This window comes from Bacillus sp. SW14 (genome assembly GCF_047608225.1).
Classification (GTDB): domain Bacteria; phylum Bacillota; class Bacilli; order Bacillales; family Bacillaceae; genus Bacillus; species Bacillus subtilis_G.
On the sequence record NZ_JBLKRW010000001.1, the window covers coordinates 3,655,788 to 3,680,376 of the forward strand.

The 24,589-nt window shown below is 46.8% G+C and carries 20 protein-coding genes and 1 pseudogene; 3 read left to right on the plus strand and 18 right to left on the minus strand.

Annotated features, from left to right (window positions below):
* Positions 1 to 34 precede the first annotated feature (34 nt).
* The 5 genes from ACMX2I_RS18465 to ACMX2I_RS18485 all read right to left on the minus strand — a co-directional run bounded on the left by ACMX2I_RS18465 (position 35) and on the right by ACMX2I_RS18485 (position 7,557).
* The gene (locus tag ACMX2I_RS18465) at positions 35 to 1,228 is read right to left on the minus strand and encodes an MFS transporter (RefSeq protein WP_087991361.1); all 1,194 of its coding nucleotides are present in this window, start codon (positions 1,226 to 1,228) and stop codon (positions 35 to 37) included.
* Positions 1,229 to 1,353: 125 nt separating this feature from the next.
* Positions 1,354 to 2,544, minus strand: a complete 1,191-nt coding sequence (locus ACMX2I_RS18470) for a CamS family sex pheromone protein (RefSeq protein WP_394716619.1) — start codon at positions 2,542 to 2,544, stop codon at positions 1,354 to 1,356.
* Positions 2,545 to 2,559: 15 nt separating this feature from the next.
* The gene (ligA, locus tag ACMX2I_RS18475; protein WP_414957914.1) at positions 2,560 to 4,566 is read right to left on the minus strand and encodes an NAD-dependent DNA ligase LigA; all 2,007 of its coding nucleotides are present in this window, start codon (positions 4,564 to 4,566) and stop codon (positions 2,560 to 2,562) included.
* A 23-nt stretch (positions 4,567 to 4,589) separates the two neighbouring features.
* Positions 4,590 to 6,809 (minus strand): DNA helicase PcrA, encoded by a 2,220-nt coding sequence (pcrA, locus tag ACMX2I_RS18480; protein WP_414957916.1) that lies wholly within the window; start codon positions 6,807 to 6,809, stop codon positions 4,590 to 4,592.
* 61 nt (positions 6,810 to 6,870) lie between these two features.
* Positions 6,871 to 7,557: a heptaprenylglyceryl phosphate synthase gene (locus ACMX2I_RS18485; protein ID WP_414957918.1), complete on the minus strand. Its 687-nt coding sequence runs from the start codon at positions 7,555 to 7,557 to the stop codon at positions 6,871 to 6,873.
* 247 nt (positions 7,558 to 7,804) lie between these two features.
* Here ACMX2I_RS18485 and ACMX2I_RS18490 point away from each other — a divergent pair, with 247 nt between their 5' ends.
* Complete coding sequence (locus tag ACMX2I_RS18490; RefSeq protein WP_414957920.1) at positions 7,805 to 9,382, plus strand: FMN-binding glutamate synthase family protein; 1,578 nt, start codon at positions 7,805 to 7,807, stop codon at positions 9,380 to 9,382.
* A gap of 37 nt (positions 9,383 to 9,419) precedes the next feature.
* Here ACMX2I_RS18490 and ACMX2I_RS18495 read toward each other — a convergent pair whose 3' ends face one another.
* The 3 genes from ACMX2I_RS18495 to ACMX2I_RS18505 are packed head-to-tail and all read right to left on the minus strand — an operon-like array spanning position 9,420 to position 12,501.
* Positions 9,420 to 9,734, minus strand: coding sequence for a YerC/YecD family TrpR-related protein (locus ACMX2I_RS18495; RefSeq protein ID WP_087991355.1), 315 nt, complete (start codon positions 9,732 to 9,734; stop codon positions 9,420 to 9,422).
* 2 nt (positions 9,735 to 9,736) lie between these two features.
* Positions 9,737 to 10,732: a DUF3048 domain-containing protein gene (locus ACMX2I_RS18500; protein WP_414957922.1), complete on the minus strand. Its 996-nt coding sequence runs from the start codon at positions 10,730 to 10,732 to the stop codon at positions 9,737 to 9,739.
* Between the two features lie 26 nt (positions 10,733 to 10,758).
* Positions 10,759 to 12,501, minus strand: coding sequence for an adenine deaminase C-terminal domain-containing protein (locus ACMX2I_RS18505; protein WP_414957924.1), 1,743 nt, complete (start codon positions 12,499 to 12,501; stop codon positions 10,759 to 10,761).
* Positions 12,502 to 12,630: 129 nt separating this feature from the next.
* Here ACMX2I_RS18505 and ACMX2I_RS18510 point away from each other — a divergent pair, with 129 nt between their 5' ends.
* Positions 12,631 to 12,864: a DUF2892 domain-containing protein gene (locus tag ACMX2I_RS18510; RefSeq protein ID WP_087991352.1), complete on the plus strand. Its 234-nt coding sequence runs from the start codon at positions 12,631 to 12,633 to the stop codon at positions 12,862 to 12,864.
* Between the two features lie 15 nt (positions 12,865 to 12,879).
* On the opposite strand, the gene ACMX2I_RS18515 is transcribed toward ACMX2I_RS18510, so the two are convergent.
* A complete protein-coding gene (locus ACMX2I_RS18515) occupies positions 12,880 to 14,154 on the minus strand; it encodes an APC family permease (RefSeq protein WP_414957926.1) in 1,275 nt (424 codons plus the stop codon).
* Positions 14,155 to 14,297: 143 nt separating this feature from the next.
* On the opposite strand from ACMX2I_RS18515, the pseudogene ACMX2I_RS18520 reads away from it, so the two are divergent.
* Positions 14,298 to 14,715: pseudogene (locus tag ACMX2I_RS18520) on the plus strand (Lrp/AsnC family transcriptional regulator).
* Positions 14,716 to 14,755: 40 nt separating this feature from the next.
* On the opposite strand, the gene purD reads toward ACMX2I_RS18520, so the two are convergent.
* From purD to purC, 9 genes are all read right to left on the minus strand, one after another.
* Entirely contained in the window at positions 14,756 to 16,024 is a 1,269-nt protein-coding gene (gene purD / locus ACMX2I_RS18525; RefSeq protein ID WP_414957927.1) for a phosphoribosylamine--glycine ligase, read from the minus strand.
* A 15-nt stretch (positions 16,025 to 16,039) separates the two neighbouring features.
* Positions 16,040 to 17,578 carry a bifunctional phosphoribosylaminoimidazolecarboxamide formyltransferase/IMP cyclohydrolase gene (purH, locus tag ACMX2I_RS18530; protein ID WP_414957928.1) on the minus strand — a complete coding sequence of 513 codons (1,539 nt, stop codon included), beginning with the start codon at positions 17,576 to 17,578 and terminating at the stop codon, positions 16,040 to 16,042.
* Positions 17,575 to 18,162: a phosphoribosylglycinamide formyltransferase gene (purN, locus tag ACMX2I_RS18535; RefSeq protein ID WP_414957929.1), complete on the minus strand. Its 588-nt coding sequence runs from the start codon at positions 18,160 to 18,162 to the stop codon at positions 17,575 to 17,577. The genes purH and purN overlap by 4 nt, the downstream gene beginning before the upstream one ends.
* A complete protein-coding gene (gene purM / locus ACMX2I_RS18540) occupies positions 18,159 to 19,199 on the minus strand; it encodes a phosphoribosylformylglycinamidine cyclo-ligase (RefSeq protein WP_087991346.1) in 1,041 nt (346 codons plus the stop codon). The genes purN and purM overlap by 4 nt, the downstream gene beginning before the upstream one ends.
* A 99-nt stretch (positions 19,200 to 19,298) precedes the next feature.
* Entirely contained in the window at positions 19,299 to 20,729 is a 1,431-nt protein-coding gene (purF, locus tag ACMX2I_RS18545; protein ID WP_414957930.1) for an amidophosphoribosyltransferase, read from the minus strand.
* Positions 20,705 to 22,933: a phosphoribosylformylglycinamidine synthase subunit PurL gene (purL, locus tag ACMX2I_RS18550; RefSeq protein WP_414957932.1), complete on the minus strand. Its 2,229-nt coding sequence runs from the start codon at positions 22,931 to 22,933 to the stop codon at positions 20,705 to 20,707. The genes purF and purL overlap by 25 nt, the downstream gene beginning before the upstream one ends.
* Entirely contained in the window at positions 22,917 to 23,600 is a 684-nt protein-coding gene (gene purQ / locus ACMX2I_RS18555) for a phosphoribosylformylglycinamidine synthase subunit PurQ (protein ID WP_087991343.1), read from the minus strand. Before purQ ends, purL begins: the two co-directional genes overlap by 17 nt.
* A complete protein-coding gene (gene purS / locus ACMX2I_RS18560; protein ID WP_003219409.1) occupies positions 23,597 to 23,851 on the minus strand; it encodes a phosphoribosylformylglycinamidine synthase subunit PurS in 255 nt (84 codons plus the stop codon). Before purS ends, purQ begins: the two co-directional genes overlap by 4 nt.
* A complete protein-coding gene (purC, locus tag ACMX2I_RS18565) occupies positions 23,844 to 24,569 on the minus strand; it encodes a phosphoribosylaminoimidazolesuccinocarboxamide synthase (protein ID WP_414957934.1) in 726 nt (241 codons plus the stop codon). Before purC ends, purS begins: the two co-directional genes overlap by 8 nt.
* Positions 24,570 to 24,589: the final 20 nt, after the last annotated feature.

The following is a 24,589-nucleotide window of genomic DNA, read 5'->3' on the forward strand; positions in this document are numbered from 1 at the left end:
AAAAATATCTTTGTAAATATTTATAATATATTGTCTATATTTGTTCATTTTTTAATTTTATTGATAGAAGTGCTGAAGCAGTAAAAATGATAAAATTCAAGAAAAAGACATATTGCACACCAAGCCAATCAGTAAGACTGCTCATAATTAAGATGGAAGCGCCGTATACAAATGTACTTATTGTATGCTGAGCAGACAGGATTTTCGGCAGCATTGTTTCGTTTATGTTCTCCTGTACATACGTTCTGATCGCAATCCCCCTGAGCTGAAATGATGGTCCCAGAATAAAGACAAAAAGCAGGGATGCCAGCGCATACTTGTTTAGTGCAAGACATAATGTGCAAGCACCTATGGCAAGTGATGTCCATAAGATCATTGAGAACAGTTTTCCACTGATGTTTTTCGAAAGTTTCCATACAATTAAACCGCCTGTAATGGTGCCGGCGAAATAGCTTGCATTAATAAATCCCCACCATGTCTCACTTTTATGAAGCACTTCATCGACATAAACAAGAATGATGGCCCCAGTCCAAATGCTTCTGCCAAACATAGATAAAAGTTCTAGAACAGTCAGCATTCTGATGACAGGCATTTGATAAATCGCTTTCCAGCCAGCTGAGATTTTATCAATAAAAGACTCATTTTCTTCTTTTTCAGCATCTCCTTTCCCGGCATCCTTGACAAAAAATAAAGACACTGTCGAAGTGCCATAAAGCACAAAAGTCAGCATTAAAAGCAATTGGGGCCCGAGCCATTTGATCAAAATGCCGCCGAGCAGCCAACCGAGCAAGAGCACGATTTGATCAGAGGTTAATACAAGACTATTTGCTTTCAATAGCATGGATTTGGGAACAAAACGGGGAATCATAGAATTTCTGACCGGGATGGTTCCTCCATCTAACAGCGACATGAAAAATACGATCAAAAAAAAGATAAAAATAGATTTAAAATCTATAATAAATATAACAAGCAGCAAAGATAAAAGAATAGTTTGCGTCAGCTGCAAAAAAATCAAAATTTGTTTGAGCCTGTATTTATTAATAAAAACAGGTATAAATACTGCGCTTAATGACTGTCCGACAAATTGCATCATAGCCACAAGCGATGCCAAAAAAGCTGAGTCTGTGACTTGATAGGTGAATAGGGTCAGAACCAATACATATAGAGAATCCCCTAAATTGGCAATTGATTGACCCGCCCATATGAAATAAAAGGATTTATTTTTCATAATTTCAACCCTTTTCTATTTTTAGAACATCATAACATAAATATATATCCCCTCCAATGATACCTAAATTCAACATAGACGCAAAATAACCCCAGCGCCGTTGCGACGCAAGGGGTTACCTTATTTTAGTCATAAATATGAACAGTTGGCTCTTTATCTCCTGCATTGCGGATAATAACCGCTTCCTGTCCATCTGAAGATGTGATATTCACTTCGAGATTAAGTGAGCTCTTAGAGTAGTAATCCATCACTTCACCCGTTAAGAACTGGGTAAACGCGACGACTTCACTTTTTCCATAGAATTGCATTGGAATGTCGATCTTCATTTTCGTCATTTCATCATTTTCATACAACGCTGTACCTACAACGCCTGTGTAGTTCGGGAAATACTCTTCGATTGAGTTTTTGAACCGCTTAAAGACCTCGGTGTCATCCGGGTATTTTTCTGCTGTGGTTGTATCCGCCGGATAGAAAACATAAGTTTCATTGATGTCATCCCAATTCGAGATATCCGTGGAGCCTGCTTTGACTTCTGTTTTGGAGATGAAATTCCCCGGTACAATCGATGTTTTTGACGCCTGCTTGTAAAGCGCGATGGTGATCGGCACATTCTTCAGGTTATCTTTTTTACGGAGGCGGTTAATAACCTCCTGCGCGATTTTTTCTCCCTGTTTGCGGAGCGTGCTGTCCTTAATCTCCACCTCTTTTTGAGGGTCGCCTGTTTTTTCACGATAGTAATACACAGAGTTCAACGCCAGTCCGATCATCACGCCGCCAAGCTGGATGGAATTCTTGTCTTTTCTGACTAAATAATCGTGCTCCAGCATGGACGCTAAATAAACCGGGCTGCTTTCGTATTTCTCTTCTGTTGAACCGGAGCTTGGAAGCGCCGGGTTCAATCCTTCATTTTTGAAGTCTTTATCTTCTTTTTGGGCTTTTTTCAGATCTGAGCCTGTTTTTTTCCGTGCCAGCCAGCTTAATACTGTATCTTCATCTAAATATTGCCCTTCTTGGAACAGGTAATCTTCAGTCGAGAAAGAATCTTGGGCAAGACGCATCAGCCCTGTTTCAAACTCATCAATGTCCAGTCTTGTATTTAGCTGTTCTGTCGTCAAGCCTCGCGCTTTTCCCGCCTTAAATGGCAGCACCATTTTGTAATAGGAGTCAGAGATATTATATTTCGGGACAATCGCTTTTTCTGACGATTTCGCTGTCTTTTGCGTGATCTCTTCCTCCTTCTCCCCCCCAAAACCTGACGAGCAGGCAGACAGCATTAACACTGCCGCCGTTGCCGCCATTGCCAACGTCTTTTTCAATAGAAAACACTCCTCTTATTTCTTTAGCTCTTCTATTAACTGTTCTTCATTCCACACTTCAATGTCCAGCTCTTGAGCTTTTGTCAGCTTGCTTCCCGCCGCTTCTCCGGCAATGACCAAGTCTGTGTTTTTGCTGACGCTTCCAGTCAGCTTTCCGCCGAGCGCTTCGATTTGCGCTTTGGCTTCGTTTCTAGACAGTTCTTCCAGCTTTCCAGTCAGAACAATTGTTTTACCGGCAAAGTAAGAATCGCTGTCCTCTGCTTTTACTTTTTTCGGGCCTTTGTAGAGTGTGTTTACGCCCAGATCCTGAAGTTCATTCAAGAGATCAAGCATTTCTTCTTTATGAAAATAAGTGATGACCGCGTCAGCCATTTTTTCACCGATTTCATCGATCGCGAGAAGCTCCTCTTTGGATGCTTTTTTCAGGTTCTCCAACCTTTCAAAATGCATAGCGAGCGTCTTTGCGGCCTTTGAGCCGATAAAACGGATGCCGAGTCCGAATAGCAAGCGTTCTAACGAATTTTCTTTTGATTTTTGGATGGAGCTGATCAGGTTTTCAGTGGACTTTTCTCCCATTCGTTCGAGCTGAATGACCTGTTCCTTTGTCAGCTTATACAAATCCGCCACATTGCGAACAAGGTTCTCCTCAAACAGCTGTGTGATGACTCGTTCGCCAAGCCCGTCAATGTTCATGGCATTGCGGGAAACGAAATGGATCAGCCCTTCCCGGATTTGCGCCGGGCATTCAGGATTAATGCAGCGGAGCGCCACTTCTCCTTCGATACGAACGAGCTCGCTTCCGCATTCCGGACATTCCGTCGGCATGCGGAATTCCTTTTCTTCTCCCGTGCGCTGTTCAACTAGGACGTTTACGACTTCCGGAATGATATCGCCCGCTTTTTTGATGACGACCTTATCCAAGATCCGAATGTCCTTCTCTTTAATTAAATCTTCATTATGCAGGGATGCTCTTGAGACCGTTGTGCCGGCAACTTTTACCGGCTCGAGAACCGCGGTCGGCGTAATGACACCTGTTCTGCCGACATTTAATTCGATATCGAGAAGCTTTGTCACGACCTCTTCAGCAGGAAATTTATACGCGATGGCCCAGCGCGGGCTTTTCGCCGTAAAACCGAGCTCCTCCTGCTGATCGAGGGAATCTACTTTAATGACGATGCCGTCAATTTCATACGGGAGGTCAGCGCGCTTAGCCTGAAACTCATCGATCAGCGCGATGACTTCTTCTATGCTGCCGCATTTTTGTCGTTCCTGATTCGTTTTAAATCCGATTTCATCGAGAAAATCAAGTCCCTGGCTTTGCGTCTCCACCCCAATTTCATCAAGCTCCGCTATACTGTAGACGAAGATATCGAGATTTCGTTTCGCCGCAATTTTCGGATCGAGCTGTCTGAGTGAGCCCGCGGCGGCATTTCGCGGATTGGCAAACGGTTCTTCTTCATTTTTGATCCGTTCCTCATTGAGCGCTTCAAACGAAGGCTTCGGCATATACGCCTCGCCGCGCACTTCGATGGACAGATCACGTTTCATTTTGAGCGGGATATTGCGGATCGTCTTCAGATTCTCCGTAATATCCTCTCCAGTCGTGCCGTCACCTCTTGTGGCGCCTCTGGCAAAATAGCCGTCTTCATAACGGAGAGAAACAGCAAGACCGTCTATTTTCAGCTCCACATTATACGCCACATCGTCACCGACCGCCTGACACACCCGGCGGTCGAAATCACGGAGATCATCGGCATTAAAGGCGTTGCCCAAACTGAGCATCGGCGTGCCGTGAGTGACTTTCTGAAACGCTTCAAGCACGGCTCCGCCGACACGCTGCGTAGGAGAGTCAGGCGTTCTGAGGTCTGGATGCTCCTCCTCGATCGCAATCAGCTCCTGCATCAATCTGTCGTATTCGGCATCAGGGACGCTCGGTTCATCTAAGGTGTAATATTCATAGCTATACTTGTTGATGGTGCGGCGCAGTTCTTCTGCCCGCTGCTTCGCTGTTTCTTGGTCCATCTGCTTCTTCCTTTCCTCTTCAATTACTGCTTTTCAATAGGAGCGAATGCCGCTAATAGGCGTTTTACGCCGACAGGGCTCGGGAAGGCGATATCAAGCTCCGTCCCTTCTCCTTCGCCTTTCACACTGACGACAGTTCCTGTTCCCCATTTTTTATGGCCGGCCTTATCTCCAACTGCCCAGTTTAAGGAGTCACCGCCTGTTTTGCCGGCGTAGGATACCGGACGTGAAACAGGGCCGCGTCTCGGCTGCATTTTTCTCGCAGACGGCGTTCTCGTTTCTTTTTTCTCATTTAGGTTTTCCAATAAATCATCCGGTATTTCAGCAATAAAGCGAGATTCCGGGTTCATATTTGTTCGGCCAAACAAGGTGCGCATTTTGGCGTTGGTCAGATAAAGCTCCTGCTCCGCTCTCGTAATCCCAACGTAAGCAAGGCGGCGCTCTTCTTCCATTTCCGCTTCCTCCATCAGTGAACGGCTGTGCGGAAAGACGCCTTCTTCAAGCCCCATCAAGAAAACAACCGGGAACTCCAGCCCTTTTGCGGCGTGCAGCGTCATCAGCGTGATCGCATCCTTGCCGCCGGATTCCTCTTCTTTCTGGTCGAGCTGATCGATATCGGCGATCAGTGCCAAATCAGTCAGGAACGCAACGAGTGTTTTATCTTCGCTTTTCTGTTCAAAGTTTTTCGTGACAGACAGGAACTCGTCGATGTTTTCTAAACGGCTTTGGGCTTCGATTGATTTCTCAGCCTTCAGCATTTCTCTGTATTCCGTCTTATCGAGAATTTCTTCTGTCAGCTCTGTAATGGACAAGTAGTCCTGCATATTGGTCAGGTTCTCAATCATCTGTCTGAAGCTGTCGAGAGCGTTGGCAGCCTTAGCGCTGACGCCGATAAAATCAACCTGCTGAATCGCTTGGAAAAACGACAAGCCGTTCATCGCCGCATACGAAGCGATTTTTTCAAGTGAAGTGGCGCCGACTCCGCGCTTCGGCACGTTGACAATACGTGTGAAGCTGATATCGTCATCCGGGTTGGATACGAGGCGCAGGTACGCGAGAATGTCTTTAATTTCTTTTCTGTCATAGAACTTTGTGCCGCCGACAATGTTATAGTTCAAGCCAGCTTTGAGAAGTGTTTCCTCAATTACACGGGACTGGGCGTTTGTCCGGTACAAAATGGCGATATCCGACAGCTTCCGCTTGCCTGAGCTGTGAAGCTGATAAATTTTACCGGCAACAAACTGTCCTTCGCCGAACTCGTTATCTCCGCGGTAGTAAGCAATTTTGACGCCATCATCGTTTTCCGTCCACAGATTTTTCGGTTTGCGGTTTGAGTTGTTTTTGATGACCTCGTTAGCCGCGCTCAAAATCCGTTTCGTTGACCGGTAGTTTTGTTCAAGCAAAATCACGCTTGCGTTCGGATAATCCTTTTCAAACGAAAGGATGTTGGCGATATCCGCGCCGCGCCATCTGTAGATCGACTGATCAGAGTCCCCGACCACGCAAAGGTTCTGGAAACGCTCCGCAAGCTGCTTAACAAGCATGTATTGGGCTCTGTTCGTATCCTGATACTCATCAACATGAATGTATTGGAATTTGCGCTGATAAAATTCAAGCACTTCCGGCACACGGTCAAACAGTTTAATCGTTGTCATAATTAAATCGTCGAAATCGAGCGACTGGTTTTTCAATAGCTTTTTCTGATAATCGGCATATACGTCGCTGACCATCTGATCGTAATAACCGCCGGCAACTTTAGAGAATTCCTCCGGTTCGGTCAATTCGTTTTTCGCACCGCTGATCGTGCCCAGGATGCTTCTTGGGTCAAACTTTTTCGGATCAAGATTGCGTTCCTTCAAAATCCCTTTGATGACCGAAAGCTGGTCCGCCGTATCAAGGATGGAGAAATTGCGGTTGATCCCGATCCGGTCGATATCTCTGCGCAAAATCCGCACGCACATGCTGTGGAATGTGGAAATCCAGATATCGTCCGCGCCCGGTCCGAGAATGCTTTCCACACGTTCTTTCATTTCTCGTGCCGCTTTATTTGTAAATGTGATCGCCAGAATGTTCCACGGCGCCACATGTTTTTCCGCCATTAAAAAAGCGATTCTGTGTGTCAGAACACGCGTCTTTCCGCTTCCCGCTCCCGCCATCAGCAAGAGGGGCCCGTCCGTTGTTTTGACTGCTTCCTGCTGAACGGGGTTTAATCCTCTTAGTAATTGATTGCTAATATAATTCAAAATTCGTTCACCCGCCTATACAAAACATATGTTCTATCATAAACCAAATCCGTACAATTTACTACTCGCCTTTCACAGCCGCTACTGTTTTTAAAGCCCGGTCAAAATCTTCATACACCGCATTGCCTACAACAACCACGTCCGCATGCTCTGCATACTGCTTTGCCGTTTCCGCGTCCTTGATGCCGCCGCCGTAAAACAGGGTGGACGTTTCCAATACAGCCTTCGTTTTCTTCACGGCTTCTATGTCTCCAAGCATACCGCTGTATTCCAAATAAAAAATGGGAAGCTGCAGCAGCTCAGACACACGCGCATAGGCGGCAATATCGTCAACACTCAGATCGGCATTCGCTTCAGTTAATGCAGCCGCTTTGCAATCCGGATTTGCGATGCAGTAGCCTTCCGCCACAATTTCTTCCATAGACATCAGTTCTCCGTATTCCTTCATGGCCTTCTGGTGCATTCCGACAATCCAGTCCGCGTTTTTGCTGTTTAGTACACTCGGAATAAAATATAAGTCAAAGCCGGGAACGATCGCTTCAATCGCTGACACCTCAAGGACACACGGCACCAAAAACCGTCTCACCTTTGACATCATGCGCAGGACATTGTCCTCTGTCACACCATCGCTTCCTCCGATAATGACCGCATCCGTTCCTGATTCACAAAGAATCTCCAGCTGTTCATCAGGCAAATCTTTATTTGGGTCGAGTTTAAAGACATGCTTCCACTCCGTTACATCGTACACGTCATACGTTCCTCCATTCGTTTGTTACCATTTAAACATTATAACAAATTCACATAGCCCGTAAAAACGGAAAAAGCCGTTAATCTCGTTATTCACTGAAAAAGGTGTTTTGATTCTTTTTTCATAAAAAAAGAAAGCTCCAGAAAGCCTTCAATAGCATCAAGGCCTAGGCAAATGACTCCCTTCTGTTATTGTTTGGAAAGCGCTCAACTGTGGAAAAGGTTACATAAAAAAGGGAGGATGACAGATGGAAACCCTCATCATTGCACTTATCGCTTTTCTTATCGGGATCATTGCCATCCCCATCGTTTTGTTTCTGTGGATCTACATAAAGGATGAAAAACAGCAGGAGCATTCGATCCTCCGCAACTACCCCTTGCTTGGAAGATTTCGATATATCCTTGAAAAAATCGGGCCGGAACTCAGGCAGTATTTATTCAACAATGACAATGAGGGCAAGCCCTTTTCACGAAAGGAATATGAGCAAACCGTTATCTCGGGCAAATACAAAAGCAGAATGATGGGCTTTGGATCTGTAAAAGATTTTGACAAACCGGGCTTTTATATCCGTAATGCTCTATTTCCGAAACAAAAAAAAGAATTGCACGTAAACCAAAAGCCTAAAATTGAAACCCAAATCTATGAAATCGAAGCTGACAATCTGTTCAAACGAAAGGAACACGCCGAACAAATTAAGGCCGATCCGTATTATCTCCACCCTGATGATGTGCAGGTGATCGGCTCCCATACATGCGAGAAGCCTTTTTATGTGAAGGGATTAGTCGGCCAGTCCGCCATGAGCTACGGTTCCCTTGGAGAACGGGCGATTACGGCGCTCTCAAAAGGGCTTCATCAGGCTGGCGGCACATGGATGAATACCGGTGAAGGGGGATTATCTGAGTATCACTTAAAGGGCGGCACCGATATCATTTGCCAAATCGGTCCGGGTCTTTTCGGCGTGCGCAAAAGAAACGGAGAATTTTCATGGGAGGAGTTTAAAAGAAAAAGCAGGCTTGACCAAATTAAAGCGTTTGAGCTAAAGCTGGCGCAAGGAGCGAAAACCCGCGGCGGCCATGTGGATGGCGCCAAAGTATCAGAGGAAGTGGCAGACATCCGGAATGTCGAACCCGGGAAATCAATTGACAGCCCGAACCGCTTTCATGAATTTTCAAACGCTCCTGAAATGCTCGACTTTATTGAGAAACTTAGAGATGTCGGGCAAAAGCCTGTGGGAATCAAACTTGTCGCAGGCCACCCTGACGAATTGCGCGAGCTTTTCTCTTATATGCAGAAAAGCGGAAAGCATCCGGATTTTATTACGATAGACGGGAGTGAAGGCGGTACTGGCGCTTCCTTTTATGAGCTCGCTGACACAGTCGGCCTTCCGATTATGACAGCGCTGCCTATGGTTGATACACTGCTTAGACAATACGGCTTGCGCAGCCAGCTGAAAATCTTTGCTTCCGGAAAGCTCCTGACTCCTGACAAAATTGCGGTCGCCTTAGCCCTCGGCGCTGACTTTGTCAATATTGCGCGCGGGATGATGTTTTCTGTCGGCTGTATCCGCGCCCTCGTCTGCCACACCAACACATGTCCGGCAGGTGTAGCGACAACAGATCCAAAACTGCAACAAGCACTAAGCGTTGAGGAAAAACAGCATCGTGTCTGCAACTACGTCATTTCGCTGCGCGAGGGACTGTTTAATCTCGCAGCCGCAGCCGGCATCAATTCGCCCATCCACTTTTCCAAGGAGCATGTTGTCTATCGAAAAGAAGACGGAAGCATCGTCGACATCGACAAACTGATCAACCAATTTGTTTCATAAAGAAACCGCCCATGCCAAACGGCAGGGCGGCTCTTTGTTAGTTTGAAGAAGACCCTGTTTCCGTCTCCTTCACACGGTCAAGCGCCATTTCATAAGCGTCATTTCCATAATTTAAGCAGCGTTTCACACGGGAAATCGTAGCCGTGGAAGCGCCTGTTTCTGTTTCAATCTTATGATACGTGTTACCTTCGCGAAGCATGCGCGCCACTTCTAGGCGCTGAGCCAGCGATTGAATTTCGTTAATTGTGCAAAGATCATCGAAGAACCGGTAACATTCCTCCAGGTCTTTCAGCGATAAGATCGAGTTGAATAACTGGTCCAGCTCTTTGCCGCGTAATTTATCGATTTGCATCGTTACACACCTTCTCCTTTACTAATGGAAGCCGCATCTAGATCAGGCACGATATTGATCCAAGTTTTTCCGGGCACAAGCGGCAGCCATTTGCCGTCTTTTACCGGCACAATTCTGCCGTTTACTTGTTTCCAGTCTGTTTCAATAACGTTTCCGCGCTGAAACAACAGACCTTTCCCCCCTGATTCTAGATCGATGTCCCGCCTTCCATCTTGATCAATAATATGATGGCTCGCTTCAACAATGAAAATATTCTGCATTGCAACCGGCTTTCCGGTTTCCCGGTCTGTCGTAATGACACCATCAGAGCTTCTTGTATAAGCTTCGGCTTTTTTATCATAGTTGTATTCGACAAGATTCGTAACGTTCTTTGTTCCATAATCTACCCGAACATTGTAAAAGTCATTTGCAGGTTTTGCTTCTGATGTTTGAAACAGCAGCGGATCTGTTTTCTGCTTCAGCTCATATCCCATTTGCTCCGCCGCCTTTTTTATGTAATCATAAGACGTGTAGGAATTGTGGGGCGGTTTGCTGAAATCAACTCTCCAAAATAAGCTTCCGTCAAAATCCAATCCGTTCATATAATCGGCAGCTCCGGATTCCAGCTGCTCTTTGGCGCCGGGACTCCAGCCGTGATGGACAAATATGCTGTCAAAGCCATTGCTGAGAGTGACGAAATATTCCCGCGCGCTCCGCACAGGCCCGACAGTTTCGGGCATCTGGCTTTGGAAAATGGCCAGAAATCTCGTAATTTGCCCTTCGGCAAGCGCTTCTATGACAATATCGGCTTTAGACAGTCCTGACTGCGGCCTCGCCTTCGGGTGATTATTCACCATAACAGCAACAGGCCGGCGTTCAGTCACCTTCTGTTCCGTCTCCAGTCCTGTCAAAGGAGCTTTCGGCTTCTTTGCAGAATCCGGGACAGCATCCTTCTGCTGGCAGGATACCAGCAGAAAAAACACGATACACAGCACGCAAACTGTCATCCATTTTTTCATATGTCGGCTCCCCGCTCTTTTATATTTTAACGCATTATCGATGGAAAGAGTACAGTTTTTTTCATGACGTCAAAGATTCCTCTAGGCGTAATGCGTATATACGGAAGGTGCGTACTTTGCAAAAAGAGCAGCGTATAGACGGGATCACAAAACTCGTAACCTCTTTCAGTCAAAAGATCTTTCAGCTTTTGTTCCTTCTCCAGCACGTCTTCATACGCTTCCGAAGAGGCGCAGCCGCACAGCGCAAGCGGAATTTCATGCAGAATGTTCCCGTTTTCCGCAAGAACGATTCCTCCTCCGATCTTTTTCATGCGGGCGAAAGCGAGCAGCATATCCGCTTTATTTTTTCCGATCGCGACAATATCACCTGTCGTCGTAAAGGAGCTCACAAATCCCTGCACGCTTGAGGCAAAGCCTTTTATCATCGTATTGACACGCCATTTCCCATGTCTGTCAAGCATCGTCAAATAACTTTCATCATGGTCAAACGAGAGCTGTTCCATCGAATTGTCGATCTCAATCATATACGGCTCCATAATGACCGCATTCCGCATTTTCACGCCCATCGGCATGGAAAACTGTAAATCATCCATCGTCATATCATATGAAAGCTCAAGCGGGACAAGACCGCCTTTGCTCCAGCCCGTCTTTGTAAACGCCTTCAAATCACAGCCATCTTCACGAAGGATGACCCCTTTTGAGAGAACGGTCACGGGATTCGGATTTAACGGATCTTCTAATACGTTCAGCGATGCCAGCCTTCCCGGTCCGACAACTCCTAAATAATCATCCATTTGATAATACTTTGCAATATTAAATGATGCCATATTGTAGGCGTCGATTGCCGGGACTCCTTCTTCTAACGCGATGCGGATCAGCTCGTTTGTCATGCCGCCTTTATAGAAATTAGGCGTCGCGCCGTCTGTCGTGTAAAAGAAATGGTCATAATAGCGGAAACCCTTCTCATGCAGCTCCCGCAAGATTTTTCTTACATCAGGGCGAATGGAAGAGTTCCGAAGGGAAACATAGTAGCCCAGTTCCAGCCTTCTCATCACTTCATCACCTGTCATCGCTTCATGATCACAATCCGCTCCGAACAGCTTCATTTTTGTAAGCGTTTTATTTGAAGCGCCGGGAAAATGCCCTTCAATGCGTTTTCTCTGCTTCTTTGTAGCTTGCATGCAGTGAAGCATTAAATCATCACCATCTACCAAACGCGGCCATCCGGTCATTTCTCCGCCTTGAATCACATCCGGATGTTCAATCCACTGCTTTCTGACATCAAACGGAAGAACGTGATCCTCGTTCAGAACTTCGGTTTGGAGGTCATAACGTGACCACCAAAAATATTGAACAGGCTGCTTTTTGAGTTCATTCAAAATGGTAAGCGCTTTCTTTTTTCCGCTTTGTAAAAGCAAAAATAAGTTATCATTCACAAATGTCGTTGTTCCGTATTGAGACACATATTCCGCCAGCGTTTGGGGATTATATATTTGAAAAGGATGTGCGTGCGGTTCGATATACCCTGGCACAATGTATTTTCCTTCACAATCAATTGTATGAATTTCTTCGGCTCTATTCGGAATTTCATGACCCACATAAACAATGCGGTCCTGATAAATCCAAATGTTTTTTTTCAGCCACTGTTTTACATATGGATTTAAGACGAGAGCATTCCGTAAAAGGAGCGTTGGAAGCAGCTTTGAGTCTACAACATCAACCTGTGCCCTGATGTCTTTGTTTTTCCAGTTAAAGGTGCGTTCGGACATTCACATACTCTCCTTTACATGTATTAGACTCATGTTATCACATCCTTCCTCAACACGCACGATAAAAACGTTACAAATTTTTGAAGGTTCAATTTAAAAAATTTTTTAATTAAAAAGGAGCGGGTTACCATGAAGCCAAACATCAGTCTTATCAATGCCGTCTTTAGAATCGCCTGCGGACTGACGATTATGTCAGCCGCCAGCGCAAAGTTTACGAAAAAGCCTTGGTGCAGAATGCACCTCTTTTACATCTTTATGGGGGCCATGAAAGCAGGATCGGGAATCCTGCGCTTCTGCCCTGTGACCTACATGCTTCAAAACAGCGCTTCCGGTCATAACGAACAAGAGCATCAAGACAGATAAACGAAAAAAGCTTGATCACGAAACGTGATCAGGCTTTTTCTCATGACATTTCTTTGTCTTCATATAGAGATACCCTGCAGCTGCCAGTGCTGCTGGATAAAGGACTGCCCAGCCGCTGAATGAGTAAATCACTGCGCACGCCGCAAAAGCCCCTAACGCCATCCACCAGCCTGAATCTCTCCAGCTCAACAGTTTTAGCGCTGCCGCCATTGTACATATGTAAGATGCGATGAATGCCGCACTCGGCCCTTTTAACAGAGTTGTCAAATCGATTTGAAACAAGCCATATGCCGCAAGCACGAAGCCAAACACTGCGGCCAGCGCTGTTAATACACGGATAGGCGTAAGTTTTGTCTCACTGAGTTTCCCGAAATATACAGGAATGTGCCCCTCTCTCGCCAATGCGTACACCATTCTGGAAAAACCCGCAATATTAGCATGAATGGTGGCGAATGTGATAAACAGTGCTAAACACACCGTTACATATACTCCGCCTTCACCAACTCCTTTTGATATGAGCATGGCAAGCGATGCGATTTCTCCATTCACTCCGTATGAATGAGTCCCTATCGTCACAAACGACAGCATGATATACAGCCCTGCCACACAAGCCGCTCCCAAGAACAAGCTGATTGGGACATCTTTTTCAGGGCGATGAAATTCCTCGGACAATGGGGTAATCATTTCCCAGCCTACAAAAGAGAAAAAAATCATTACAGAAACAGATCCTGCGGCAGACCAGCCATGCGGAAGAAACGGCTTGAATTCTGCTGCTTTGACGTGAGGAAATGACACGGCAATCGAAGTGACAAGCAGAATTACGATGACACAAATAACGAGTGTACTGATATTAGCGGATAGTTGAATGCTTTTTATATGAAGCAAAATGGAGACACCCAACATACAACCTGCAATCAATGTAATCTGCCAATCCGAAGCATCTGTGACGTAACTGACGTAATGCGCGCCAGTCAAAGCGATGACAGGAACACCGATTGGAACGGACCCTAACATGATCCAGCCCAAAACCGCTCCGGCTTTTTTCTGAAAAGCCAACTGCACATAAGCCGTGATTCCTCCCGCGCTGGGCGCTATTTTCACAAGCCGGGCCAACGTGCCGACAAGAAGAAATGATAAGAAAGACATGAACACCCAAACAAATAAAGAAGCAGGACCGGCTGCGTCAGCTGTGACAGACGGCAGAATTAATATCCCGCAGCCTAAAACGGCCCCAATCGTTAATGCCGTCCCTTGTATCCAAGTGATCGAACGCTGCAATTCTGGCAACATGATGCCTCCTCTCCCGTTGATGGCTTTATTATAGGAAAAATAAGACGGCATCCATATGCTACAATTAAGTTAAATCGACAGCATCACCTTATGATAAAAGGAATTTTCACGAATTCTCTTAAACATGTAAAGGAGCCAGACAAATGGACGAAACAGACCTTCACATCCTCTCGCATTTGCAGCGAAATGGCAGATTAACGATGGTTGAGCTGGGAAAGCTTGTTGGACTCAGCTCTCCAAGCGCGGCGGAACGTGTCAGGAAGCTGGAAGACAAAGGAGTGATTACCGGCTACAGCGCGAATATCTGTTATGAAAAACTAAACAAGCATGTTACCGCTTTTATCCTGATGGAACCGAAAAGCTGCAAACACTACGCCGCCTTTGCCACAGCGCATCCGGATGTAAAACCACCGCATTACAGGCATGTACAGTTATGTGACAAAAGTGGTGACAGAATCGGTACATACGCTTGAAGATTTTATTGACGCCTCGATGGCCCACGGAAAACCGACCACGCTGGTTGTGCTTTCTTCTTCCGCACACCACCCCGCTTTTGCATAACAAAAAACCCGCAGTTCAACCTCTGCGGGTTTTCTTCACTTTATTTTTGGGCAGCCTTTAAAGCGCGTGCCCCAATGTCTTTTCTGAAAAAGAGTCCCGGCTTGATGATCTCATCAACGGCTTTGTACACTCGGTCTCTCGCCGCTTCAAATGTTTCATCAAAAGCCGTCACATTGGCGACGCGGCCTCCGTTTGTGACGAACTCTCCGCCTTCTGCTTTCGTTCCGGCATGAAAGACCACAACCTGATCAGTTTCCGCTGCAAGGTTGCCAATCGGCGTGCCCTTTGCGTAGCTTTCCGGGTACCCTTCTGAAGCAAGCACCACACTCACTGCCGCGGTATCCTTCCATTTCAAGTCGACTTCTTTATCTTCTAAAAGATCAAGAAGCACCTGTACCAGATCAGATTCCATGCGCGGAAGCACGACCTGTGTTTCCGGGTCGCCAAAACGGGCATTAAATTCGATGACCTTTGAGCCGTTTTCAGTGAGCATCAATCCCGCGTACAAAACGCCAATGAAGGAACGGCCTTCTTGTACCATTGCTTTTGCAGTCGGCTTGACGATCGTTTCCACCGCATGGCGGACGGTTTCTTCTGAAATTTGCGGAACTGGAGAGTAAGCGCCCATTCCGCCCGTATTCGGGCCTTTGTCTCCATCAAACGCCCGCTTGTGATCTTGGGCAATCACCATTGGATACACCTTTTCTCCTTTGACGAATGCCATCAGAGAAAATTCTTCGCCGGAAAGAAATTCTTCAATGACAACAGACGCGCTCGCATCACCGAATTTTTCATCCTCAAGAAAATCATGCAGACATGCAATCGCTTCTTCCTCTGTCATAGCAACGGTTACGCCTTTTCCAGCCGCAAGTCCATCTGCTTTTATGACAATCGGAGCGCCTTTTTCCTGCACATATGCCTTTGCCTCTTCAAAGGATGTGAACGTGTCATATTCTGCAGTCGGAATATCGTATTTCTTCATTAAATCCTTAGCGAACTGTTTGCTGCCTTCGATGATCGCAGCGGCTTTTGACGGGCCGAACACACGCAGACCGGCCTTTTCGAATTCATCCACCAGACCTTCAATTAAAGGAACCTCGGGGCCGACAATGGTCAGGCCGACCTGATTTTCTTTTGCAAACGAGACAAGCCCGGCGTGATCGCTTTCCTCAATGTTTACAAGCTGTGCGGAATCAGCCATACCGTCATTTCCTGGAGCTGCAAATACGTTTTCTACGAGACCGCTTTGCGCCGCCTTCCATGCCAGCGTATGTTCTCTTCCGCCTTTACCGATAATGAATACATTCACGTCGTTTTCATCCCCTTAATGTTTGAAGTGTCTGATGCCGGTGAATACCATGGCAATGCCGTACTCATCCGCTTTTTTGATGGAATCCTCATCACGTACAGATCCCCCCGGCTGAATAATAGCCGTTACGCCCGCTTTTGCCGCTTCTTCGACAGTATCAGGCATTGGGAAAAATGCATCAGATCCGAGCGCGCTGCCTTTCGCTTTTTCACCTGCTTGTTCAATTGCAATTTTTGCTGATCCGACGCGGTTCATTTGGCCTGCTCCCACGCCGACTGTCATGTTGTCCTTCGCGAGAACGATCGCATTTGATTTCACATGCTTGACGACTTTCCAAGCAAGCTTCAAGTCTTCCCACTCTTGCTCGTTCGGCTCTCTTTTTGTCGGAACGCTGATCTCAGCATCATCAAAGCCGTGCATATCCAAATCTTGAATCAGCAGCCCGCCTTGAACGGATGTCAGCTGTTTTTCCTTTTGAGCAGCAGCTGTCACATCAAGTGTCAGCAGACGAAGATTTTTCTTCGCAGTCAGAATGTCAAGCGCTTCTTGGCTGAATGAAGGCGCAATGATGATCTCTAAGAAAATGTTGTGAAGCGCTTCGGCAGTTGCCTTGTCCACTTCGCGGTTCAGGGCGATAATGCCGCCGAAGATCGAAGTTTTATCCGCTTCAAACGCTCTGTCAAACGCTTCTGCGATCGTTTTTCCAGTTCCTACGCCGCACGGATTCATATGCTTGACGGCAACCGCAGCCGGCTCAGTGAATTCGCGAACGATTTGAACTGCCGCGTCCGCGTCTTTAATGTTGTTGTAAGAAAGCTCTTTTCCGTGAAGCTGTTCTGCTTGCGCAATGGAGCCTTTGACAGGAAGAGCTGTTTGATAGAATGTCGCTTCCTGATGCGGGTTTTCACCGTAGCGAAGTGATTGTTTTTTCTCAAATGTCACAGTGAATTGCTCTGGTTCTTTTTCACCGACAACATCTGTCAGATAGTCAGCGATCAGTGCATCATACGCCGCAGTATGACGGAATACTTTTGCCGCCAGCTCGCGTTTTTTCTGAAGTGATACGCCGCCTTCTTCTTTGATTTGATTCAGCACTGGGCTGTAATCCGCCGGATCGACGATAACCGTTACATCCTGATGGTTTTTTGATGCCGCACGCAGCATGCCCGGGCCGCCGATGTCGATATTTTCGATCGCTTCTTCATATGTGACATCTGCTTTAGAAATCGTTTCTTTAAATGGATAGAGGTTGACGACAACGAGGTCAATCGGCTGAATCCCGTGTTCATTGATCTGCGCCATATGCTCTTCATTGCCGCGAACCGCCAGAAGGCCGCCATGAATATTCGGATGAAGTGTTTTAAGCCGTCCGTCCATAATTTCAGGAAAGCCTGTCACTTCAGAAATTCCGATGACATTCACACCGTTTTCTTGAAGAAGCCTTTTCGTTCCGCCTGTTGAAATGACTTCAACGCCAAGCTCTGTCAGTTCTTTTACGAAAGGAACGAGATTTGTTTTATCTGAAACACTGATTAATGCACGTTTAATGGTCATGCCTTTTCACCTCTGTTATTTAATCCTAATAGCTGTTTAATCACACTGGGATACCATTTATGCTCAAGTTTGTGAATCCGCTGTTCGATTGTTTGCAATGTATCATGTTCGTTAATTTCGATTGCCTTTTGAGCGATGATCGGGCCTGTATCCATTCCTTCATCGACATAATGCACGGTGATTCCGGCAACCTTCACACCCGCGCGGTACGCCTGCCCGACTGCGTCGATTCCGGGGAACGCCGGAAGAAGCGACGGGTGAATGTTAATGATTTTTCCTCGGTATGCCTGAAGCAGCGTGTCACCGATCAGCCTCATATAGCCGGCGAGAACAATCAGTTCAACGTTATGAAGGTGAAGCTGTTCAATAATGGCCCGTTCAAATGCGGCCTTGTTTTCATAAGACTTCGGTTCAAATGCAAAGGATGGAATATGGAACGTTGCCGCCCGTTCGATGACTTTCGCCTGCGGTTTGTCGCAAACGAGAAGCGATACGGACGCATCCCAGTTCTCCTCTTTCAAACGCGTGACGATGGCTTCGAAGTTTGAACCGTTTCCGGATGCAAATACCGCAATTTTTTTCATGAAAGTGCCGCACCGCCGAATGTGACGCCTTCGCCTTGTTTCACACGCCCGATCAAATAGGCTTTTTCGCCATGGCTTTCAAGCGTTTCGATCACATCTGTCAGATGCTCTTCTTTGACTGCCAAAACAAAGCCGATGCCCATATTAAAGACGTTGAACATGTCTTCTTCCTTCAGCTTGCCGTACTCTTGCAGGAAAGAGAAAATCGGCGGGATCGGCCATGAGCCGTGATCGATTTCCGCGCTTAAGCCTTCTGGAAGCATGCGCGGGATATTTTCGATGAATCCTCCGCCTGTCACGTGCGCCATGCCGTCGACTTTTCCGCTCTTCACCGCGGCAAGCACAGGCTTCACGTAAATTCTTGTCGGTTCAAGCAGCTCCTCGCCAAGTCGGCGGTCAAACGGTTCGTATGTTTTATCAAGATCCAGCTCCGCATCATCTAGAAGCACTTTTCTGACAAGGGAAAATCCGTTGCTGTGAAGGCCGCTGGAGCTGAGACCGATCAATAGATGGCCCTCCTCGATGTTTTCACCAGTCACGATTTCGTCCTTTTCAACCACTCCGACTGAGAAACCGGCAATATCGTATTCATCAGCTGTATATAGTCCCGGCATTTCAGCTGTTTCGCCGCCGACTAAGGCTGAACCTGACTGCTCACAGCCGTCCGCCACACCTTGTACGATTTGCTCAATTTTCACAGGATCCGCTTTGCCGACCGCTAAATAATCAAGGAAAAATAGCGGCTCTGCACCTTGTGCCAGCACATCATTGACACACATCGCAACAGCGTCCACGCCAATCGTGTCATGCTTATCCATAGAAAAAGCGAGCTTTAATTTTGTGCCGACACCATCTGTTCCCGAAATTAAAACCGGTTTTTGATAAGAAAGCTCAGACAGGTCAAACATGCCGCCAAAACCGCCAAGGCTGCCCATAACGCCAAGCCGTTTTGTACGCTCCACATGTTTTTTCATTCGTTTTACAGCTTCATATCCGGCTTCGATGTCAACTCCTGCGTTTTTATATGCTTCAGACATCCTATTCACTCCTTTTAGGCGCTTTTCAAAATATCTCCCCGAACGAGGGCAGAAAGAGAAGGCAGCCGAACTGCGCTGCCTTTATGTCATTTTCAAGGTTTATTTGGTTAATACCGCTTCTTTTACATGAGGAAGCACTGTATCCTGGTAAATTTCAGTCGGATATTTTCCTGTAAAGCAGGCGAGACACTGTCCGCAATTAGAGTCATCGTATTTTCTGCCGATGCCTTTCAGCAGCCCTTCCACACTCAAAAATGAGAGAGTGTCGGCTCCGATTTCCTGACGGATTTCTTCAACTGAATGGGAAGACGCGATCAGTTCTTCGTGAGTGGAAGTATCAATGCCGTAAAAGCACGGATGAGCGATCGGCGGTGAACTGATTTTCACATGCACTTCTGTCGCACCCGCTTCTCTGAGCATCGTGACAATCCGGCGGCTTGTTGTTCCGCGCACGATCGAGTCATCTACCATAACGACGCGTTTTCCTTCCACAACCCCGCGCACAGCAGAAAGCTTCATTCTGACGCCTTGCTCACGAAGAGCCTGAGACGGCTGAATAAACGTTCTGCCGACATAACGGTTTTTGATTAAGCCGAGCTCGTACGGGATGCCTGTTGCTTCTGCATAGCCGATCGCCGCTGAGATACTGGAATCCGGAACCCCTGTTACGACATCGGCTTCAACTGCGGATTCCTGAGCAAGCATTTTCCCAAGGTTTTTACGCGCACTGTGCACGTTAATCCCTTCAATATTGCTGTCAGGCCTTGAGAAATAAATGTACTCCATGCTGCAAATGGAACGGTTGATATTCATGGAAAAACGCTCTGATTTCATGCCTTCATCATTGATGATCAGCATTTCGCCCGGTTCTACCTCACGAAGGTACGTCGCGCCGACCACATCAAATGCGCACGTTTCTGATGCGACGACATAAGCGTCGCCCAGCATTCCGATGGACAGCGGTCTGAGCCCATTCGGGTCGAGCGCGACGATCATTTCTGTTTCGGTCATGATCAGGAATGCGTAGGCCCCTTTCAGCATGGAAAGCGAGTTTTTCATTTGATCCTTCAGCGTGAAGTGACCGCTTCTTTTGATCAGGTGAGCCAAAACCTCTGTGTCCGAAGAGGTCTGAAAGATACTCCCTTGATTTTCGAGCTGCTGCTTCAACTGAGTGGCATTGACTAGGTTTCCGTTATGGGCAAGCGCCAGGCTTCCGTTATTTTGGGAACGGAAGAGGAGCGGCTGAACATTTTCGTATCCGCCGCCTCCAGCCGTTGCGTACCGAACGTGCCCGATTGCGCCTTTTCCTTTTACTTTGCTGAGCTCGCCATTTTGAAATACTTCAGTGATCAGCCCTTGGCCTTTGTGCGCCGTTAGTTTTTCACCGTCTGTCGCCACAATGCCAGCGCCCTCCTGTCCTCGGTGCTGGAGGCTGTGGAGACCGTAATACGTGATTTGAGGAGCTTCTTCATGTCCCCAAATCCCAAATACGCCGCACTCTTCATTTAAGCCTTTGATTTCAGCAAGCATGGGATAGCTCCTTTCCATGCGCGTTCAAGATCATTCGTTTGCGCATGAATCAATTGTTGTCCGTCTTGGTTTTGAATCGCCAGAAGTCCGTCCGCTGTTACCTCACCGATATGAACGGCATCTTTTACAGTCGCTTCAAACGCTGCTTGATGTTCTTTTTTTACAGAAACGACAAAGCGGGATTGAGATTCAGAGAATAATAACGCCGCTTCCCCTTCTACAGTCACGTTCGCGCCAAGGTTTTCCGTCGTCATGACACTTTCTGCAATCGCTACGCCTAAGCCGCCTTCAGACACATCATGCGCGGATTGAACAAAGCCTTTTTTTATCGCGTCAAGCAATGCTTTTTGGCGTGACAGCTCTACATCAAGATCGATTTGCGGCGCTTTTCCGTAAATGCTGCCTTCTGTCATTTTTTGCAGCTCGCTTCCCGCAAACTCAGGTTTTGTTTCACCGATCACGTAGACGAGATCACCCGCTTGTTTGAAATGCTGTGTTGTAATGTGGGCTGTATCTTCAATTAAGCCGACCATGCCGATAACAGGTGTCGGGTAAATCGCCGTGCCGTTTGATTCGTTATAAAGCGATACGTTTCCGCCGATAACCGGTGTGCTGAGAACATTGCACGCCTCGCTGATGCCGTCAGCCGCTTTTTCGATCTGCCAGAAGATTTCCGGTTTCTCCGGGTTTCCGAAGTTAAGGTTATCTGTGACCGCAAGCGGCTCTGCACCTGAGCAAATGATGTTGCGCGCCGCTTCAGCGACAGCAATTTTTCCGCCGACTTCAGGATCAAGATAGAGATAACGCGCGTTACAGTCTGTCGTCATCGCCAGCGCCTTTTTCGTTCCGCGGATTCTGAGAACACCTGCGTCAGATCCAGGAGCGACAACTGTGTTCGTCCGCACCATGTAGTCATATTGATCGTAAACCCACTCTTTGCTTGCGATCGTCGGCTGCTGCAGGAGTGCCTTCAGTGTTTCATTCGCATTTTCAATTTGCGGAGCCGGAACTTCCGTTTCTAAAAACTCGCGGTAGTAAGCAGGCTCTTGAGAAGGCTTATGGTAAACCGGCGCTTCTTCTGCCAAGGCATCAACGGGCAGCTCGCACACAATCTCACCTTTGTGTGTGAGGCGAAGCATCTTATCGTCTGTTACACGTCCGACAGAAACCGCTTCAAGATCGTACTTGTCAAAAATATCGATGATCTCCTGCTCACGTCCGCGCTCGATGACCAAAAGCATCCGCTCCTGTGATTCAGAAAGCATCATTTCATATGCAGTCATACCTGTTTCACGCTGAGGAATCAGGTCAAGATTCATCTCAATGCCAGAGCCGGCTTTACTTGCCATTTCCGCGCTTGAGCTTGTTAAACCGGCAGCTCCCATATCCTGAATGCCGACTAACGCATCACATTGGATGACTTCCAGACATGCTTCAAGCAAAAGCTTTTCCATAAACGGATCGCCGACTTGAACGGCAGAGCGCTTTTCTTCAGACGAATCAGACATTTCTTCCGAAGCAAACGTAGCGCCGTGGATTCCGTCACGCCCTGTTTTCGCTCCTACGTACATCACTGTGTTGCCGACACCCTTCGCCTGGCCTTTTTTAATGTCTTCATGATTAATTAAACCGACGCACATTGCGTTGACGAGCGGATTTCCTTCATAGCTGCTGTCAAACTGCACTTCTCCGCCGACTGTCGGGATGCCGATACAGTTGCCGTATCCCGCGATACCCGCTACTACTTCTTCAAACAAGTACTTCACACGCGGTGAAGTCAGTTCACCAAATCGAAGAGAGTTCAATACAGCGATTGGACGGGCACCCATTGAGAAAACGTCACGGATAATGCCGCCTACGCCAGTCGCAGCACCTTGATAAGGCTCGAGAGCTGATGGGTGGTTATGTGATTCAATTTTGAACACAACCGCTTGGTTGTCACCGATATCAACGATTCCGGCGCCTTCCCCCGGACCTTGCAGCACACGCTCGCCGCTTGTCGGGAATTTACGCAGAATCGGCTTAGAGTTTTTGTAGCTGCAATGCTCTGACCACATGACAGAAAAGATTCCGATTTCTGTGTAGTTCGGCAATCTGCCAAGAATGGATTCAATCAATGCAAACTCATCATCACTGACACCCATTTGCTGATACATTTTCTCTTCTTTTATTTGTTCTTTACTTGGTTCAAGCAGTAGTGACATGAGTTTCCCTCCAATTTTTCACGATAGACTGAAATAATTTAAGACCGTCGGCGCTTCCAAGCAGTTCATCGACCGCGCGCTCAGGGTGAGGCATCATGCCTAATACGTTGCCTTTCTCGTTCACGACACCGGCAATGCCGCTGACACTTCCGTTAATATCGGAGCCGTATGTGAAAGCAATTTGGTTGTTTTCTTTCAATGAAGCAAGTGTGTCGTCATCACAGTAGAAGTTCCCTTCACCATGGGCAACCGGGATTGTAATCGATTGGCCCTTTTCGTAGGAAGATGTGAATAATGTTTCGTCGTTCTGAACAATTAATTCAGCAGGCCGGCAAATGAACTTCAAATCTTTGTTGCGTCTCATTGCGCCTGGCAGAAGGCCAAGCTCTTGTAAAATTTGAAATCCGTTGCAGACGCCGAGAACTGGTTTTCCTTCAGCCGCCGCCTGTTTGACAGCTGGCATAATATTCGCAAATCGGGCAATAGCCCCGCATCTCAAATAATCGCCGTAAGAAAATCCTCCCGGAATTAATACGCCATCGAAGCCGTCAAGGCTTGTTTCCTCATGCCAGACGTATTCCGCTTCATGGCCGAGCTCATCCTTTACAGCATGATACATATCGATATCACAGTTGGAGCCAGGTAACACAATCACCGCAAATTTCACTGTGCGACTACCTCCTCAACTTCGTATCTGTAATCTTCAATCACTGTATTCGCAAGAAGTTTTTCGCACATTTCTTTCACTAGCACGTCAAGATCACGGTCAGATTTTTCGATCGTAAGCTCCATATATTTACCGATGCGCACATCTTGAACTTCGTTGTAAGTCATACTGTGCAAGGCATGCTGGACAGCGCTCCCTTGTGGATCTAGTACACTTTCTTTTAAACTGACATAAACTTTTACTTTATACATGATGAATGCCTCCCAGTCTTTTGAAAATCTCTTCATATGCGTCGGTTAAGCTTCCGAGATTGCGTCTAAATAAATCTTTGTCCAGCTTTTCGTTCGTGTTTTTATCCCATAAGCGGCATGTGTCTGGTGAAATTTCATCGGCCAAAAGCACTTGTCCGTCTGGATCTAAACCGAATTCAAGCTTAAAATCTATTAATCTGACATGACAATCGGCAAAAATGGTTTGAAGCTCTTCATTTACTGTTTTTGTTATGGACTTAATGTTTTCTACCTGCTCAGGAGTTGCCGCTTTCAAGAGCCAAATATGATCTTCCGTGATGAGCGGATCACCCAGCGCGTCATCCTTGTAGTAAAACTCGATAATCGGCTGTTCAAGCTCGGTGCCTTCTGGAATGCCGAGACGTTTGGACATGCTTCCTGCCACAACATTTCTGACGACGACTTCAAGCGGCACAATTGTTACCTTTTTGATGAGCTGCTCCGTTTCCGATATGCGCTCGATAAAGTGGTTGTTAATGCCATTAGCGTGAAGATGTTTGAAAATCAGGCTTGAAATCTCGTTATTTAAGCGCCCTTTGCCGCTGATTTCTGCTTTTTTCTCGCCGTTAAAAGCAGTGGCGGAGTCTTTATACACGACATACAACGTGTTTTCGTCATCGGTTTTGTAGATTTTTTTTGCTTTTCCTTCATATAAAAGTTCATTCTTCACAATATTCACGGAAGGCCTCCTAATCCGAA